The 15,719-nt window shown below is 70.7% G+C and carries 17 protein-coding genes and 1 pseudogene; 6 read left to right on the plus strand and 12 right to left on the minus strand.

Annotation, left to right across the window (positions count from 1 at the left end; genetic code table 11):
- Positions 1–131 precede the first annotated feature (131 nt).
- Positions 132–938 carry a DUF3152 domain-containing protein gene (locus AOK01_RS19405; RefSeq protein WP_055513363.1) on the plus strand — a complete coding sequence of 269 codons (807 nt, stop codon included), beginning with the start codon at positions 132–134 and terminating at the stop codon, positions 936–938.
- Positions 939–1,002: 64 nt separating this feature from the next.
- On the plus strand, positions 1,003–4,323 hold the full coding sequence (locus AOK01_RS19410) for a S8 family serine peptidase (protein WP_055513365.1): 3,321 nt from the start codon (positions 1,003–1,005) through the stop codon (positions 4,321–4,323).
- Positions 4,324–4,428: 105 nt separating this feature from the next.
- Here AOK01_RS19410 and AOK01_RS19415 read toward each other — a convergent pair whose 3' ends face one another.
- The 4 genes from AOK01_RS19415 to AOK01_RS19430 form a co-directional block, all read right to left on the minus strand.
- A complete protein-coding gene (locus AOK01_RS19415; RefSeq protein WP_055513367.1) occupies positions 4,429–5,319 on the minus strand; it encodes an NmrA/HSCARG family protein in 891 nt (296 codons plus the stop codon).
- A gap of 101 nt (positions 5,320–5,420) precedes the next feature.
- Complete coding sequence (locus AOK01_RS19420) at positions 5,421–5,861, minus strand: MarR family winged helix-turn-helix transcriptional regulator (RefSeq protein ID WP_055513369.1); 441 nt, start codon at positions 5,859–5,861, stop codon at positions 5,421–5,423.
- Between the two features lie 70 nt (positions 5,862–5,931).
- A complete protein-coding gene (locus tag AOK01_RS19425; protein WP_055513371.1) occupies positions 5,932–6,813 on the minus strand; it encodes an AraC family transcriptional regulator in 882 nt (293 codons plus the stop codon).
- 21 nt (positions 6,814–6,834) lie between these two features.
- Positions 6,835–7,746, minus strand: coding sequence for an MBL fold metallo-hydrolase (locus AOK01_RS19430; RefSeq protein WP_055513418.1), 912 nt, complete (start codon positions 7,744–7,746; stop codon positions 6,835–6,837).
- Positions 7,747–7,876: 130 nt separating this feature from the next.
- On the opposite strand from AOK01_RS19430, the pseudogene AOK01_RS41335 reads away from it, so the two are divergent.
- Positions 7,877–8,164 (plus strand): annotated as a pseudogene (locus tag AOK01_RS41335) (IS630 family transposase); the annotation flags it as partial.
- A gap of 97 nt (positions 8,165–8,261) precedes the next feature.
- Here AOK01_RS41335 and AOK01_RS19435 read toward each other — a convergent pair.
- Positions 8,262–8,834: an alpha/beta hydrolase gene (locus tag AOK01_RS19435; protein WP_055513373.1), complete on the minus strand. Its 573-nt coding sequence runs from the start codon at positions 8,832–8,834 to the stop codon at positions 8,262–8,264.
- Between the two features lie 52 nt (positions 8,835–8,886).
- Between AOK01_RS19435 and AOK01_RS46585 the strand changes: the two genes are divergently transcribed.
- Positions 8,887–8,997, plus strand: a complete 111-nt coding sequence (locus AOK01_RS46585; RefSeq protein WP_157871369.1) for a transposase — start codon at positions 8,887–8,889, stop codon at positions 8,995–8,997.
- A gap of 129 nt (positions 8,998–9,126) precedes the next feature.
- On the opposite strand, the gene AOK01_RS19440 is transcribed toward AOK01_RS46585, so the two are convergent.
- Positions 9,127–9,999 carry an aldo/keto reductase family oxidoreductase gene (locus AOK01_RS19440; RefSeq protein ID WP_055513375.1) on the minus strand — a complete coding sequence of 291 codons (873 nt, stop codon included), beginning with the start codon at positions 9,997–9,999 and terminating at the stop codon, positions 9,127–9,129.
- A gap of 209 nt (positions 10,000–10,208) precedes the next feature.
- On the opposite strand from AOK01_RS19440, the gene AOK01_RS19445 reads away from it, so the two are divergent.
- A complete protein-coding gene (locus AOK01_RS19445) occupies positions 10,209–11,072 on the plus strand; it encodes a LysR family transcriptional regulator (RefSeq protein ID WP_055513377.1) in 864 nt (287 codons plus the stop codon).
- 7 nt (positions 11,073–11,079) lie between these two features.
- Complete coding sequence (locus tag AOK01_RS19450; protein WP_055513379.1) at positions 11,080–11,313, plus strand: hypothetical protein; 234 nt, start codon at positions 11,080–11,082, stop codon at positions 11,311–11,313.
- Between the two features lie 91 nt (positions 11,314–11,404).
- Here the strand turns inward: AOK01_RS19450 and AOK01_RS19455 are convergent, their stop codons facing one another.
- The 6 genes from AOK01_RS19455 to AOK01_RS19475 form a co-directional block, all read right to left on the minus strand.
- Positions 11,405–11,656, minus strand: a complete 252-nt coding sequence (locus AOK01_RS19455; RefSeq protein WP_055513381.1) for a hypothetical protein — start codon at positions 11,654–11,656, stop codon at positions 11,405–11,407.
- A gap of 158 nt (positions 11,657–11,814) precedes the next feature.
- Positions 11,815–12,246: a lasso peptide biosynthesis B2 protein gene (locus tag AOK01_RS19460; RefSeq protein ID WP_079103564.1), complete on the minus strand. Its 432-nt coding sequence runs from the start codon at positions 12,244–12,246 to the stop codon at positions 11,815–11,817.
- Positions 12,243–12,500: a lasso peptide biosynthesis PqqD family chaperone gene (locus AOK01_RS19465; RefSeq protein ID WP_342671048.1), complete on the minus strand. Its 258-nt coding sequence runs from the start codon at positions 12,498–12,500 to the stop codon at positions 12,243–12,245. The genes AOK01_RS19460 and AOK01_RS19465 overlap by 4 nt, the downstream gene beginning before the upstream one ends.
- Positions 12,481–14,340, minus strand: a complete 1,860-nt coding sequence (locus AOK01_RS19470) for an asparagine synthase-related protein (protein WP_055513385.1) — start codon at positions 14,338–14,340, stop codon at positions 12,481–12,483. Before AOK01_RS19470 ends, AOK01_RS19465 begins: the two co-directional genes overlap by 20 nt.
- Before the next feature lie 95 nt (positions 14,341–14,435).
- Positions 14,436–14,573, minus strand: a complete 138-nt coding sequence (locus tag AOK01_RS42785) for a lasso RiPP family leader peptide-containing protein (protein ID WP_245702316.1) — start codon at positions 14,571–14,573, stop codon at positions 14,436–14,438.
- Between the two features lie 375 nt (positions 14,574–14,948).
- On the minus strand, positions 14,949–15,593 hold the full coding sequence (locus tag AOK01_RS19475) for a hypothetical protein (protein ID WP_107099854.1): 645 nt from the start codon (positions 15,591–15,593) through the stop codon (positions 14,949–14,951).
- Positions 15,594–15,719: the final 126 nt, after the last annotated feature.

The following is a 15,719-nucleotide window of genomic DNA, read 5'->3' on the forward strand; positions in this document are numbered from 1 at the left end:
AGTTCGTTACCTTTCGGGCCAGGTCCGATCACATGGCGATCACATCGTGAACCACCGTGACAGCGCACAGACGAGACCCCGCCGCCGGCCGTCGCCGGAAGCGCTCCGAGCGGAGTGCGAGGAGCCAGCTGATGGGCGGCCTGGCCACGTTGGCGGTCTTCGCGGCCGTCGGTGCCGCGGTGGTGGCGTGGCTGCCGTCCGACGCGGGACGAACGTCAGCGGCTCGCGCACCCGTTGAGAGTCCGGCACCTCAAAGGACCACCAAGTCACCGGACCCGGAACCGGAATCGGAATCGGAACCGGAATCGGAACCGGAATCGGAACCGGAGTCGGACGAGTCCAGCGCGTCTCCCGGCCCCTCCACGACTCCCCTCCCCCAGAGCGGTCCGGGGATCTTCGTCACCGCGCCCGGCGGAAGCGGGCGGGTCGGCAAGGGCACGCCCCTGCGCTACCGGGTCGACGTGGAGAAAGGCATCACGATCTCCCCCGAGGACGTCGCCGCGCAGGTGGAGCGGACCCTGGCCGACCCGCGCGGCTGGACGGCTGACGGCCACTCGGCGTTCCAGCGGGTGTCCGGTGGCCCCGTCGACTTCAAGGTCCGCCTCGCCACCCCGGCGACCGTCGACAAAATCTGCGCCGAGGGCGGTCTCGACACCGGCGGCCAGGTCAACTGCAGCGTGAACCACGACGTGATGGTGAACCTCAGACGCTGGGTGCTGGCGACCGAGTTCTACCCGAAGGACGTCATCGGGTACCGCTCGCTGATCATCAACCACGAGGTGGGCCACTTCCTCGGCCACGGCCATGTGACCTGCCCCGGCGAGGGGCAGCCGGCCCCCGCGATGATGCAGCAGATCAAGGGCCTGCTCGGCTGCGTCCCCAATGTCTGGCCGTACGACAACGACGGCCGTCTCGTCACGGGCCCCTCCGTCCCGTGACGCATTGATCCCCCAACTGTCAGGAGTGCAGATGAACTTAGGCGTACGCCACAGACGTGCGGCCATGGTCGCGGGAGTGGCATCCGTGACGCTGGTCCTGGCCGGTCTCCCGGCCGGCGCGGGAGCCGTCGACACCGGGGGCGGTCGTACGGCCGCCGCGGTACGGACGGTCACGCTGGTCACCGGCGACCGGGTCCTGGTCGGCGACGAGGGTCAGGTCTCCGGAGTGGAGCGGGCACCGGGCCGAAAGGACGTGCCGTTCTCGATCCGGGAGGTCGCCGGACACACCAGGGTCGTTCCCGGCGACGCCGAACTGCTGCTGGCGCGGGGCAAGTTGGACGCGAGACTGTTCGACGTGACCCAGCTGCTCAAGGACGGCTACGACGACGCGGGCCGGTCCGACGTACCGCTGATCGTCACGTTCAAGGGCAGGAAGACGCCCTCGATGAGCCCGTTCACCGAGGCCGGGGCCCGGATGGGCCGTGCGCTGCCCGTGGTCAACGGCAAGTCGATGCGTTCCGCGAAGAAGCGGACGGCCGACTTCTGGGACACCGTCTCCACTGAGGAGTCCGGGGCTGTCGAGAAGGTCTGGCTGGACGGCCGGCGCAAGGCCTCGCTCGACAGGAGCGTGCCGCAGATCGGCGCACCTGCCGCGTGGGCCGCCGGATACGACGGCACCGGGGTGAAGGTCGCCGTCCTGGACACCGGAGTCGACACGTCCCACCCCGATCTGGCGGACCAGGTGGTCGAGGAGAAGGACTTCTCGGGCTCCGCCGGTACCGGCGACAAGTTCGGACACGGTACGCACGTGGCGTCCACCGTGGCCGGGACCGGCGCCAAGTCCGAGGGCAAGTACAAGGGGGTCGCGCCGGGCGCGAAGATCCTCAACGGCAAGGTCCTGGACGACAGCGGCTTCGGCTCGGACTCCGGGATCATCGCCGGCATGGAGTGGGCGGTGGCCCAGCAGGCGGACGTCGTCAACCTCAGCCTGGGCGGCACCGACATGCCGGGCACCGACCCGATGGAGGAGGCCGTGGACCGGCTCTCCGCCGAATCCGAAACGCTCTTCGTCGTGGCGGCGGGAAACGACGGTGAGTTCGGCGAGGGCACGGTCGGCTCGCCCGGCAGCGCGGACGCCGCGCTCACCGTGGGCGCGGTCGACAAGTCCGACGCGCTCGCAGACTTCTCCAGTCGCGGCCCGCGGGTCGGCGACGGCGGCGTCAAGCCGGACCTGACCGCGCCCGGTGTCGAGATCACGGCAGCGGCGGCGGCCGGCAGCATCATCGAGGAGGAGTTCCCCTCCGGCGTCCCCGGCTACGCCACCCTCGAAGGTACGTCCATGGCGACCCCGCATGTCGCGGGCGCCGCCGCCCTCCTCGCCCAGCAGCATCCCGACTGGAGCGGCGAGCGTCTCAAGGCGGTCCTCACCGGCTCCGCGAAGCCGGGGACGTACAGCTCCTTCCAGCAGGGCACCGGCCGTACCGATCTGGTCCGGGCGCTGGGACAGAACGTCGTCACGGAGCAGGGGCCGCTCGACTTCGGCGAGCAGCAGTGGCCGCACGACGACGACAAGCCGTCCACCAAGCAGCTCACCTACCGCAACCTCGGCACCGAGCCGGTCACCCTCGACCTGTCCGTCGATGCCTTCGCGGTGGACGGGAAGCCCGCCGCCGAGGGCATGTTCAGCGTGTCCCCGCAGCGGATCACCGTCCCGGCGGGCGGCACCGCGAGCGCCGAGGTCACGGCGGACACCCGCGCGGGGAGCACCGACGGCAGCTTCGGCGGTTCGGTGCAGGCCACGTCGGCGGACGGCAAGGTCCAGGTGCGGTCCGCCATGGGTGCGGCGCGCGAGGTGGAGTCGTACGGCCTGACGCTCAAGCACATCGACGAGAACGGCCGGCCGACCGGGGACGCCGCCACCGCCGTCGCCGATTTCGACGGCGACTTCTACGGCGAGTACGCCGACGAGCAGGACGGCGAGCTGACGGTACGGCTGCCCAAGGGCGACTACATCCTCAGCGGGGTCGTCCACCCGGGGACCTCGTCGCCCGTCCACGGCATTCTGGTGGAGCCGAGGTTCCGGCTGGACGGCGACAAGACCGTCACCGTGGACGCCCGGCAGGCGAAGCCGGTGGACATCACCGTGCCGGACCCGACGGCCGAGAACACCGACGCCAGCGTCCTGATCGGCTTCGGGCGCGGCGAGGGCAAGCGTGACGGTTCATTCCAGTACCTGATGCCGGGCTTCCAGGGCTCGCGGTTCGGGCGGCTCGGCGGCGGGGAGCCCGTGGACGGTCTCAACGCCCTGTACTCCGGCAGCTGGAGCGGCCGGGGCACGGACGGCGAGCGGGTCAACTACCACGCGGCCTGGTTGCGGGAGGGCAGTCTGGACGGCTTCACCGCCAAGGTCGAGCGGAAGCAGTTGGCGAAGGTCGACCTCCAGGTGGGCGAGCCGGTTGACGGCCGACGCGTCCAGGCCGAGGTGAGCCCGCACCTGCCGGACGGCGAACTTGTGTACGGCTTCACCGGCATGGGGGGTGACCTGCCGTTCCGGAGCACCGAGTACATCCTCGACAACGGTGTGAAGTGGTCCATGCGCACCTGGCAGGTCTCGGGCGAGGACCAGGACAAGGTCTTCGAGAACTTCCTCATGCGGATGCCGCAGACCTGGAAGGCCGGTCACAGCTACCAGGAGCGCTTCAACGTCGCCGTCTTCGGCCCGGCGCCGGCCGGCACCGGACAGTTCGGACCGGCCACGGGCTTCCCCGGTGTCGCCCGCATGGGGAACACCGTCAGGGCGTATGTCCCGCTGTTCGGTGACGGCAGCGGACACTGGGGCACCAGCGACACGACCGCCGTGACGACCAGACTGGAGGCGGACGGCAAGGAGATCGCCGACGACTACGGCATCCCTCCGACCGACGGCCTCACCGAGTACACGGTTCCGGCAGACGACACCACGTACAAGCTGACCGTGGACAACTCCCGTGACCCGGCCGTGTATCCGGTCAGCACCCGCGTCCGCGCGGAGTGGACCTTCCGCTCGGCGAAGACCCCGGACGACGAGTTCACCGCTCTGCCGGTGTCGACGGTCCGCTTCAGCCCCGACGTGACCCTGGCCGGCACGGCGAAGGCGGGCAAGCGCTTCGAGGTGCCCTTCACCGTCGAGGGCGCGGCGGCGGGACAGCGCCCGGCGAAGCTCGCCTTCCAGGTGTCCTACGACGAGGGGAAGACCTGGCAGTCCGCCAAGTCCCTCGGCGGTACGCACCTGTCGCTGAAGCACCCGGCGACGGCAGGCTCCGTCTCCCTGCGCGCGGAGCTGACGGACCGGGCGGGCAACACCCTCACCCAGACGATAGAAAGGGCCTACCTGACCACCCCGTAGCTTTCTGTACCCACACCTGCCCGGGACGGTCTCGCCGCTGTCCCGGGCAGGTGTGTTCACGTCTGCGGCCGAGGCTCAACAGGCCGCGGAGATCCATCAGAAGGCTCAGGAACCGGTCACGTTGGTGGGTGCGGTCCAGCCGGTGGCTCGGATCCACTCGGCCAGGTTCAGGGTGGCCGGCTCGATCGAGCGCACCACCGCGGGATCCGAAGGGTACTCCGCCGCCTGCGCGAACTCGCGGAACATCACCCTGTCGAGGTCGGTGGGAAGCACGCTCAACGGGAGGGCCTCGTACCGTGCCGGGAGCCCGGCGTGCGCGCCGAACACCGCGGCGATCTGGGGGCCCGTCAGGTCGTCGCCGACGAGCTCGACGGCTCCGCCGGGCGCCTCCGCGGTGCCGAGCAGGAGCGCGGCGGCGACCCGGCCGATGTCCCTGACCGAGATCATCTTCAGGGGGACGTCCTCCGGCAGGGGCAGCCTCAGCACGATCTCCCCATGTTCCAGGCTCGGTGCCATCACGCTCGCGAAGTTCTCCATGAAGGCGGTCGCGCGAACCATCGAGGCCCTCAGACCGGACTTCCTCAGGTGCTCCTCGATCCAGTGCTTCGAGTCGTGGTGCGGCACGCCCGACTCCCGGTCCGCTCCGAAGACCGAGTTGAACACGACGTGCGGGACGCCCGCCTCGACCGCCGCGTCGACGAGCGCGGTACCGATGCGGATCTCCGCCTCGACCTCTTCGAGGCTGTTCGCCTCCGGGGTCATGAAGTAGAACGCCTCGACCGTAGCCAGCGCGGCGGCCAGCGACGCCGGGTCGTCGGCCCGGACGGCCGCCGGCTCGACGCCGCGGGCGGCCAGCGCCTGAGCCCGGTCGGACTGCGGGTCGCGGACCAGGGCCCGTACCCGCGCCTTGTGGTCCAGCAGCGCGTCGACCACCGCCCCGCCCTGTTGCCCCGTCGCGCCGAAGACTGCGATCGTGCCGGTCGTCTGTGTGCTCATCGCTGCCACCCTTCAGTAGTTCATGGCGTGAACGAAACTAGTTCACGCCATGAACTACGTCAAGGTGCGGGTGCAGCGGGTGCAGCGGGTGCGGCGGGACCTCACGGTGTGACGGGTGGGTCCGAGGTGGGCGAGGAGAGGTCCGAGGTGTCCACGATGGCGGTGGCCACGCGCTCGAAGTCGCGCTGGTCGTCGGCGTCGAGGTTCCGCGCGATCTCGGGCAGGCGCTTGGCGATCTCGGCGTAGATGGCCTCGGCGAGCACCTTCCCCGTGGGCGTCGCACTGAGCATGACGACCCGCCGGTCCTGCGCCGAGCTTGCCCGGCCGACCAGCTCGCGCCGTGCGGTGCGATCGACCAGCTGGCTCAATGCGTTCTTGGTCATACCCAACGACGCGGCGAGGTCAGCCATCTGCCGCGGCTCGTTCCTGACGGCGCAGATCAGCGTGGCCTGCGAGGGGGTCAGGTCGAACCCGGCGCAGATCTGCGCGTACTTGCGTTGAATCACGACCGAGAGCCAGAAGAGCTTGTCGCCATAGTCCACGCCGGCCTCCCCCGGTCCGATGACGAACGAACGATCAGCCTACTCGTCGCGGGCCGGCAGACCACGCCACTCACCAGGAGACGCACACCTCCGCGAGACCGGCGTGGTGGTCGGTGCGGTGCTGCTGCCGGTAACGGCCGGCTGAGGTCCCGTACTCGCGTTTGAAAGCGTTGGCGAAGGCATGGACGGAGCCGTAGCCGCTGCGCTGCGCCACGGTGAACAGCGGGACGTCGGTCGTCTGGAGCAGGCGTGCCGCCGTGGTGAGCCGCCACCACGTCAGATAGGTGAGCGGTGGCTGCCCCACCAGGGCGGTGAACCTACGGGCGAAGGCGGCACGGGACAGGCCCGCGTGCGCGCCCAGCGACTCCACGGTCCAGGGATCGGCGGGGCGTTCGTGCACGGCACGGAGTGATCGTGCGATCACCTCGTCGTCGAGGGCGACGCACCAGCCGGTGGCCTGCAGCCCTGCACGTTCGATCAGGCAGGCCCGGATCAGGTGCACGAGGAGCACTTCGAGCAGCGCCGGCAGCACCAGGTCCCTGCCGTGCATCTGTTCGCCCAGTTCGCTGAGCAACAGGTCGATCGACGCCTGGAGACCCGGGTAGCGATCCGGCCGCGCCGGAAGGCTCACCACATCGGCGAGGTCCTGGAACAGCGGGTGCGGGCGGGCCCGCTCAAGCCGGTAGGCACCGGACAAGAACTGGGCAGCGCTGTCGGTGGCGCTCACGAGCGTGTGCGCAGTCCCGTGCGGGAGCAGTACGGCGTCGCCCGGTAGCAAGGTGATGACCGCTTCGTCCGGTGCCGTTACCCGGATGCGTCCCGTGGTGCCCACGTAGAACCGGGCACCCTCGAAGGTCTGGACCTCCCTCTCCTCCGACGGGTCCGCCGCCTCCAGCGACAGCCAGGGGCGCCCCACTCGCATGGTGCCGATCGCGTCGCTGAGCACGTCCATGGCCGCATCCTCCCTTCCGGGTCAGGCGTCCGAGAACGGCGCCCATCGCTTGATCGAGACGGCCCCGTTCGACCGTACGACTTCGGCGGCACCCGCTCCGCCCAGGTGCGCCGGCACGACCAGGCTGTTCGTCGCGGCTGCCCGCTCCAGGACGCGACGCCGGGACCGGGTGGCCTCGGTCCGGTCTTCACTCAGGCAGGTGTCGTGATCGGGTTCGATCATCTGCAGCGGGGTGTGGACGAGGTCGCCGACGAATACCGCTCGGTCGATGCCGGACTCCAGCCACAGCACCGTCGAACCGGGCGTGTGACCGGGGGCCGGTTCCAGGACCAGGTCCTCGTCGATGCGGTGACTGTCGCCCTCCCACAGCACCGCCTGACCGGCCTGATGGACGGGCAGGACGCTGTCTTCGAACGTGACCCCGGTGTCCGAGGCGGACTGGAACGGAGACTTCGGGACGTGGCCGTTGGCGGGGTTCCAGAAGTCGAAGTCGGCCCGGCTGATCAGATATCGCGCGTTGGGGAACGTCGGCACCCACTCGCCGTCGACCAGCCGGGTGTTCCACCCCACGTGGTCGTTGTGCAGGTGGGTGTTGACGACGAGATCCACGTCCTCCGGCCGCACCCCGGCCGCCGCCAGTCGGTCGAGGAAATCGCCGTCGCGCTTGTTGAACACCTCGACCTCGCGTTGCTTGTCGTTGCCGAGACCGGTATCGACCAGAATGGTGCGGCCCGCGCTTCGCAGCACCCAGGTCTGCACGTTTGCCTGCCACGCGCCCGTCCTGGAGTTCAGGAAGTCGGGCGCCAGCCAGGATTCGTGCCGGCGCCACAGTTCGCCGGGCACGGACGGGAACAGGACATCGGTGGTGGCGAAAGCACCCTGCCATTCGACCACCCGCGAGACCTCGACATCACCGAGAACGATTTTCTTCACCACGTCACCGTAGGAAGAAGCGGTGAGACGCGAAATGCTCCGACGTCTCTCTTTGTTGAGCGAGCGTCTTGCGGGAGTTCTCGTACGTCCCCGGCCGCCGCATGTGACCAGCCTGCTGGTGCGTTGGTTCCGCGTCATCCGGAGCGGCCGCGAGGCGTTACGGTGCCTGCTCGCTCGCCGCGGCATCGCCGTCCGGCGCACCAGGACCGGGAAGGAGTCCCCGGACCCCGAGCGCGACGCCGAGCTCGACCGCATCGAGCACGTCCTGGACCACGTCCTGGACCACTTCCCGGACCGCGTCTTCGCGTTCGACGAGTTCGGCGCGCTCGGCATCCGCCCCACCGCCGGCTCGTCCTGGGCCGGGGCAAGGTCCTCGCGCCGCGCGACGTGTGCCCGGACACCGGGCTGGTCCGGCTGTCGTACGGGCAGGCCCGTGTGCCGCTGGACGAGCACACCGCCCTCGGCGACAAAAGCGGCACCGGTTGGGGTCTGCACGAGTGGCGGGCATTCCGGGCTCACGCACCTCGGCGAGGCGGGGGCGAGCCTGCTCGACACCACCTTCGCGGAGTGGGTGTGATCGAACCCCTGCTGCCCCGGGGCTTGCGGGGAGCCGGGTTGCGTCCTACCACGCTTCCCATGGAGTGGCCGACCAGTGCGACCGGCAGCCCCTTGTGGTCGGTCCTCAGCTTGGTGATCAGTTGGTGGATGGTGGCGGAGTGAGTCGTGGCGTTCAGCCGGTGCGCGGCCGGGCTGCTGGAGTCGCTGGTTCCGAGGCGGTCGACGGCGACGGTGATCCAGCCGTCCTCGGCCGCCTTGCGTGCTTGCGAGATCCAGCCGCGGTTCGTCTTGAGATCGAAGTACCGGTGGTCGTAGGTGACGCCCGGGACCATCACCTGATTGCCCTTCACGCGGGCGTGTCCCGGTTGGTATTCCACGGCGCTCAGCGTCTGGTCGGCCGGTCCGCTGCCGGTGAGCGAGACCTTCTGGGTGATCGTGCGGAGGGTGAAGCCCGGCCCGGGGCCGGGGGCGGCGGGCGCGTCTTGGGCCGTGACGGATACGGCCGTGACCGCTACGGCCGTGACGAGCAATGCGGCGGACGCCGCGTCCTCGGAGCGGCTGCGGGAGCAGTTCTAAGGGGTGGTGTGGCGGTTCCGCACCGGCAGTCCGTGGCGGGACATGCCTGCTGATCACGACGCCTGGACGACGGCCTACCACCGGGTTTTGCAGTGGCACGACTTGGACCGACCGTAATTGGGGGGTGCGTGCCCAGACCCCGCGACGCCGCCCCCTCCAATTGCCGGTCGGTCTCAAGGTGCTGAGGTCCTCGGCTCCCTGATCCGCAGCCTCCGCCTCACCGGGTGATCCCACCCGGAACAGGTCCTAACGGCCGATCTTGTCCAGCTCGGCGAGGTCCTCGTCGGAGAGCGGGAGTCCCGCGCCGGCGACGTTCTCGCGCAGGTGCGCCACCGAGGAGGTGCCGGGAATGAGCAGGATGTTCGGTGACCGCCCCAGCAGCCAGGCCAGGGCGACCGACATCGGCGTCGCGTCCAGCCGGGTGGCCACGGCGGACAGCGCCGTGGACTGGAGCGGGGTGAAGCCGCCGAGCGGGAAGAAAGGCACGTAGGCGATGCCCTGGTCGGCGAGTTCGTCGATCAGCTCGTCGTCCTGGCGGTAGGCGAGGTTGTACATGTTCTGCACGCACACGATCGGTGCGATCGCCTGCGCCTCGGTGACCTGTTCCGCCGTCGCGTTGCTCACTCCGAGGTGCCGGATGAGGCCCTGCCGCTGGAGTTCGACGAGGGTCTCGAAGGGCTCGGCGAGCGAGCCGGGCACGGGGCCCTGGGCGTCGCCGAGCCGGAGATTGACCACGTCGAGCGCATCGAGGCCGAGGTCTGCAAGGTTCTCGTGGACGGCGCGGCGCAGGTCCTCGGGCTGTCGGGCGGGGGGCCAGCCGCCCTGCTGATCGCGGTCCGCGCCGACCTTGGTCACGATGTGCAGCGATGCGGGGTAGGGGTGCAGTGCTTCACGGATCAGCTGGTTGGTGACACGCGGTCCGTATGCGCCGGCGGTGTCGATGTGGGTGATCCCGAGATCGGTGGCCTCGCGCAGGACGGCGAGCGCGCCGTCGTGGTCGGCGGGCGGGCCCATGACGCCGGGGCCGGCGAGCTGCATGGCGCCGTAGCCGAAGCGGGTTACGGTCAGATCGCCCAGGGTCCAGGTGTCGCCGGGCAGTGACGCGGGGGGTGTGTTCATGGCTGTGTCTTTCCTGCTGAGCCGGATACTTCGGAGGGCTGTGGGTCGCGTGGCCCGTCGCTCGTCGACGGCGCCTTGTCCGCGTCAGCTACCGGAGCGGACTGCGGCTCCCCATGGCGTCGATGTTCGCTCGCCGACCAGCGGCGCAGCCAATACCGACACGGTGCCCTGTCATACCCGGCGAGTATCACGGAGTTAGGCTGGGGCCCATGGACACCTTGGAGACCCGCGAGCTGAGGTACTTCGTGGCCGTCGCGGAGGAACTGCATTTCGGCCGCGCCGCCGAGCGCCTCGGCATGGCCCAGCCACCGCTCTCCCGGGCCATCCAGCAGCTTGAGCGGCGCCTCGGCGTCCTGCTGCTGGAACGCAACCGTCGCGGAGTCTCCCTCACCGCCGCCGGAGAGATGCTGCTGCACGAGGGCCGCGCAGCCCTCGACGCGACCACCGCCGCCGCTCGCCGCACCCGTCGCGCCGGTGGCGCCGACAGTCCGGGCGGCCCCCGCAACCGCCTGGTCCTTGCGGTGAAGGCCGGCGCGTCTCACGAACTGCTGCACAAGCTCATCGACGCCTACGCGGCCGAGCCCGACTCCGCCGAGATCGAGGTGCTGCCGAGCGGCACATGTGAGCAGGGGGAGATGCTGCGCGACGGCCGCGCCGACGTGGCGCTCATGCACAAACCGTTCAACTCCCTCGCCGGGTTCGACAGCGAGGAACTGATGACCGAGGGGCAGATCGCCATCCTGCCCACCGGGCACCCCCTCGCCGCGCACAAGTCCCTGTCCCTGGCCGACGTCAGCGACATCCCCGATCTGCCGCTCGCCCGCTGGGCCCACGACGGCACGTACCCGCCCGGCCCGGGCCCCGAGATCCACGACCAGACGCAGCTGGCCCAGCTGATCGCCCTCGGACGCACCGCGGCCGTCTTCCCCGACTCAGCTCGCGCCTGGCTGTGGGCCGAGCACACCGCCGTACCCCTGGCCGACGCACCCCCCGTCGTCACCCACATCGCCTGGCCCGCGCACAGCCGCTCCCTCGCCCTCGCCGGGCTGATCCGCACAGCCACCCGACTATGACCCTCTCGTGCCTTCCACCGCCGCCGTCACCCTGCTCGGCTTCGGGCACAACAACTGCGGCTCGCTGTGCGTCCGTGGCGGCCACCGGCACTGGGCCCGCGTACTGGAGGTCTTCCCCGAGCGGTACGCGGAAGCCGAACGCCAGGAGCAAGAGCTGCGAGCCGAGCTCGGCGACGTGGCGATCCTGCGTGACCGGACCGGCGGCTGCCACGCTTTCACCCCGTCGACGTCGAAGTGCTAGCCGACCATGCCCAGCTTCGCGACGCGGTCGGCGTCCAGTGCAGCCCGCTCCCGGCATTTCCCGGCCTCGGTGGTTCGCAGTCCCCAGTGCGTCAGCTCGGCGAGTGCGGGTCGATGATGTCGGCCGCGTAGTCCATGCCATCGAAGAGGTAAGCGTGCGAGGCGACGTTCTCGGCTTCCACGGCCTTGCGCTCTTCGCGGATCTGCCGTGCCAGTTCGCTGTCGTAGAGGTCGAAGACCTCCTTGATCGCCCCGCGCTCCCACCCGTGCGCGAGCAGGGCGGAAGTGATTCTCGCGCGAGCCTCCGGAGAGGTGTGAGGCGGCTCGAAGCCGGATGCGCTCATGCGGTCTGCTCCCAGCGCTCGGCCCGGGCCTTGTCTGTCGATCCGTCGGCCCCGTCTTGGCGGGGCGGTCACGCACGGGCTCCTCACCGCGCTTGTCGGGCGGAGCTGCGGCGAGCGATGCGGCTGGGTCACCGACAGGGGCGGTGTTGCTGGCGGCATCAGCCCTCCGTGCTGTCGCGGTCCGCCGCCGACACGGTGATCATCGGCCGGTAAGTGGCGGTATCGGATGGTTCGCCGACGGGTCGGCCGTCGGCTTCGACCCAGGCGTGGGCTCCGAAGGGTGTGGTGCGTACTCCGCTGCACCAGGTGGGCCAGTGGCCGCGCATCCGGCACAGCAGGGCGGTGGCCAGGGAGCGTGGGAGGCAGTAGCGGCCGGCGCACAGGGTGCTGACCGCGGTCACGTCCTGCCGGGCGCGCAGCGCCTCGTCGTAGCGGGCGGGCCTGGCTCCGCGCCGGGCCAGGCCCAGTACGGTACGGAGCCGGCGTGGTGGCAGGCGGGCGAGGAGCCGGGCGGCGGTGACGGCGGTGTGGGCGGTGAGCCGGGTGCCGAAGCCGGGGCGGGAGCCGTCGGTGTCCAGGATCTGGCTCACGAGTCGGTCACCAGCTTCTCCTTTACGAGGTGCGCGACCAGCGCCGTCACGTCGGCGGTGGCGCGCTCGGGGGTGACCGGGCGGGTGGCGGCGAGCCGTTCGGCGGCCTGCTCGGGCGTGACGCCCTCCAGCAGGACCTTCACCACGAGGGCTCCGGTGCCGTTCAGCTGCCAGTAGCGTCCGCTGCGTTCGTCGAGCAGGACCATGCTGTCGCCTGTGGCGCAGGCGGTGACATCAGCGCGTAGTCGGTGCACTGTTCATCTCCCTCGTACCGTCCGGGGTGTGCGGGTGCTCCAGGCCGCGCAGCCACGCCTCCACTCCGAGGGTGGTTTCGAATTCCGCGGTCCCGCCGAGCAGCAGCTGGGGTGAGAGCAGGGCACGGCGCAGGGCGTCCTCGTCGGCCAGTCCGGCGGCCACCAGGCGGGAGTCCTCGGCCCAGGCTGCGAGCGTGCGCCGGTTGTGGCGCAGGCCGTTGTGCCATTCGTATCCGAAGTGGTCCTTGGTGGTGCGGCGCAGGACGGCCTCGGGCACCAGGCCGTGCATGGCGGCGGCGAGGAGAGGCTTGTAGGACCAGGGGCCGGCGGCCTCGTGCGGGCGGGCGGCGAGCGCGGCTGCGATGACGGCGTCGTCGCAGAACGGGCTGTGATAGGGCAGCTTGTCAAGCTGCCCGCGGTGGGCCAGAGGGCCGGCGAGCCGGCCCCCACGCTGCGCGGAGGCCAGCCAGGCATGGCGCCCGCGTTCTGGATGCAGCGGCTCGGCGGCGTCCCGGGCCGCGCCGAGCAGCCGCTCACGGCACAGCTGAACGGCCCGCTCGCTCGCCCAGGACGGAAGAGAGGGACGCAGCCCCCAGCGCAGGTCGTCTCCGGACACCGGCGTGCGCAGCATTCCGGCGGCCTCGGTGAGCCATGCCGCGTACGAGCCCCTATCGAGCAGCGCCTTCGTGAGGGCCCCGAGGGGCCGGCGGTGCCGCGCTCGCCACCCGGCCGCATGGCGCAGGCCGGCCACGGGTGAGCGCCGCAGCAGACCGTGCACATACGAAGGCGGCGACTGGATGACCTGGTCCCCACCGAAACCGGACAACCGCAGCCCGGCCCCGTGCGCCCGCATCTGCCCGGCCAGGTATCGCTGCTCCACCCGTGTACGCACGATCGCGGACGGCTCGTCGCCCGGATCCACGCATTCGTCCAGCCCGCTGAACTGGGCGGGCAGATCAGCCGAAGCAAACACCAGATGCTCGACACCCGGAAGGTGCCCGGCCGCCCGGGTGGCGAAGAGGCGGTCTTCGTTGGTGGGTGCGCCCGCGTCCAGTGTGACGGCGACCAGCCGGGCGCCTGCCTGTGCGGCCAGGAAGCACAGCGAGGTCGAGTCCATGCCGCCGGACAGGTCCGCGCCCACCACCTCGCCGGGTCGCACCCGCGACGCGACCGCCCGCTCCAGCGCCTCGCGCAGCCCGGCCGCGGCCTCGTCCAGCGGGAGGTCGGCCGCAGGCGGCTGCCACCAGCGCCGGGTGCGCACCTCGCCGCCGGGCGTCAGTTCCATCGCTGTGCCGGGCAGTACGGCGTGCACGCCGCGCCACAGCGCGTCCCAGCCGAGCGGGTGCGCGATGGTGTCGCCGGTGAGCCGCAGCGCCAACTGTGCGGTGTCCAGTTCCGCCGCGGTGAGCCGGGCGAGGACGCGGGCGTGGCTGGCGCAGACCGTGCCGCCGCCGGCCTCGGCCCGGTACACCCTGCGCTGCCCGGAGAAGCTGCCCCGCACGTACGTGTGTCCCGCGACGGATGCGAGGAGGTGGAAGCAGCCGTGGGCATCGCGCAGCACCGGCTCGATGTCCGCGCTCTGGCTGATCTGCCGGGCCCGTGCGGCCAGTTCGGCGGGCTGAAGGGAACAGGTCCCGGCGACCGCCAGGCGCACGTCACCGACGGCGCAGGCAGCCAGCTCCTCGTCCGGCCAGCAGCCGGCCAGCCACGGACGGCCGGAAGCGTGCGGCACGGTGCGCAGCACGGCCCGGCCGGCGAGGTCCCGCAGACGGCCGAGGAGACCGGGTGCCAGATCCCGGTCGGGAAGGACAACGAACCAGTAGGCCGGCGTGGCGGCCATCGACATCTCCAGTTTGGGGGACAAGTGAGTGCGGACGACATGACACCGGGTGCCGGTCCGGTCCTCGCGGCCCAGTCCGGCACCCGCCGGGATCGTCAGAGCCAGAGGCCGACCGGGTAGTCGGGCCAGTCCCCGAACTCGCCCTGGGTCAGCTCGGCGTACTGCCCGACCTCCGCCAGCAGCGGCGGCTCGTACACATCCGTGGTCTCAAAGCCCTGCAGCGTCTCCTGCACGGTGATCACCTCCATCCATGTGAAGACGGAACGTCCGCCTCCCGTAGGAAAGTTAGACAGACCCGCGCGCCGCACAGGCAGCAACGCCGGGCCAATCCACCCGCAGGAGGGAAGCAGGTCGACGGCCCGGCATCACGCGCCGGGCGTGCACCACCGCCTGCCCTGCCCGCGCCTGCCCGGTTGTTGCTCGGCCCCGTTGCCCGGTCCCGCTCTTCACCGGCTTTCGACACGATGTCGTCGGCCTGCTCGTGTCCGATCCCGACGGCGGCCAGGGCCTGGAAGACCGTGAACCGCGCCGCCGTGGTCTCGTGCTGGTGGTGGTGATGCGGGCCAGCTCCTGGCGGGAGCTTCCCCGTGATCTTGGACACTCATCGGTTATGCCGCGAGGGCGTGTCGGTGCCGCTGCCTGGTCTCGGCTGGCGTGAGGTAGCCGAAGGTCTTGTGCTTGCGCAGGCGGCGGCGGTTGTAGAAGGTCTCGATGAAGGCGAAGACCTCGGCGCGGGCGGCGGCCCGGTCGGGCCAGATGCGGGTGCCGATCTCTTCCCTTGAGTAGAGCTCAGAAGCTCTCTGCGGCGGCGTTGCCGAAGCATGATCCGGTCCGCCCGCAGCTGCTCCGTGGCCCCAACTCCCGTACACGGGCCCAGAATTGAGCCGAGGAGCACCCGCTGCCGCGATCACTGTGGACCACGCAGCCGGACTCCGGACCGCCTCGGCCGTGGGCCATGTCGAGGGCGTCGACGACGAGCTCGCGCGGTGGTGGTCGGCCATGGCATGACCGACCACTTCAGGGGTAGCCAGGTCCAGCCGGCACGCGAGGTAGAGCCAGCCCGCGGCGGTGGGCAGGTAAGTGATATCGCCGACCAGCTTGGTCCCGGGCCGCTCGGCGTGAAAGTTGCGGCCGATCAGGTCCGGGGCCGGCGTCGCCTTCTTGTCCGGCCGGGTCGGCGAGCGGCGCCTGCGCCGGGTGACGCCTCGGATGTCACGCTCGCGCATCACGCGGGCGATGCGCTTGCGGTTCACCCGCCGTCAAGGGGCGCAGATTCCGCTGAACAGTGTTGGTCCCGCCCTGTTCGTGCTCCTGGAAGTAGGCACGGAAGAAGCGGTTCAGTGTGGCTGTGTCGACTGAGGTGAAGTCCTCTTCGAACC

Origin of the sequence: Streptomyces aurantiacus (assembly GCF_001418335.1) — a bacterium.
Taxonomy (GTDB): Bacteria; Actinomycetota; Actinomycetes; order Streptomycetales; family Streptomycetaceae; genus Streptomyces; species Streptomyces aurantiacus.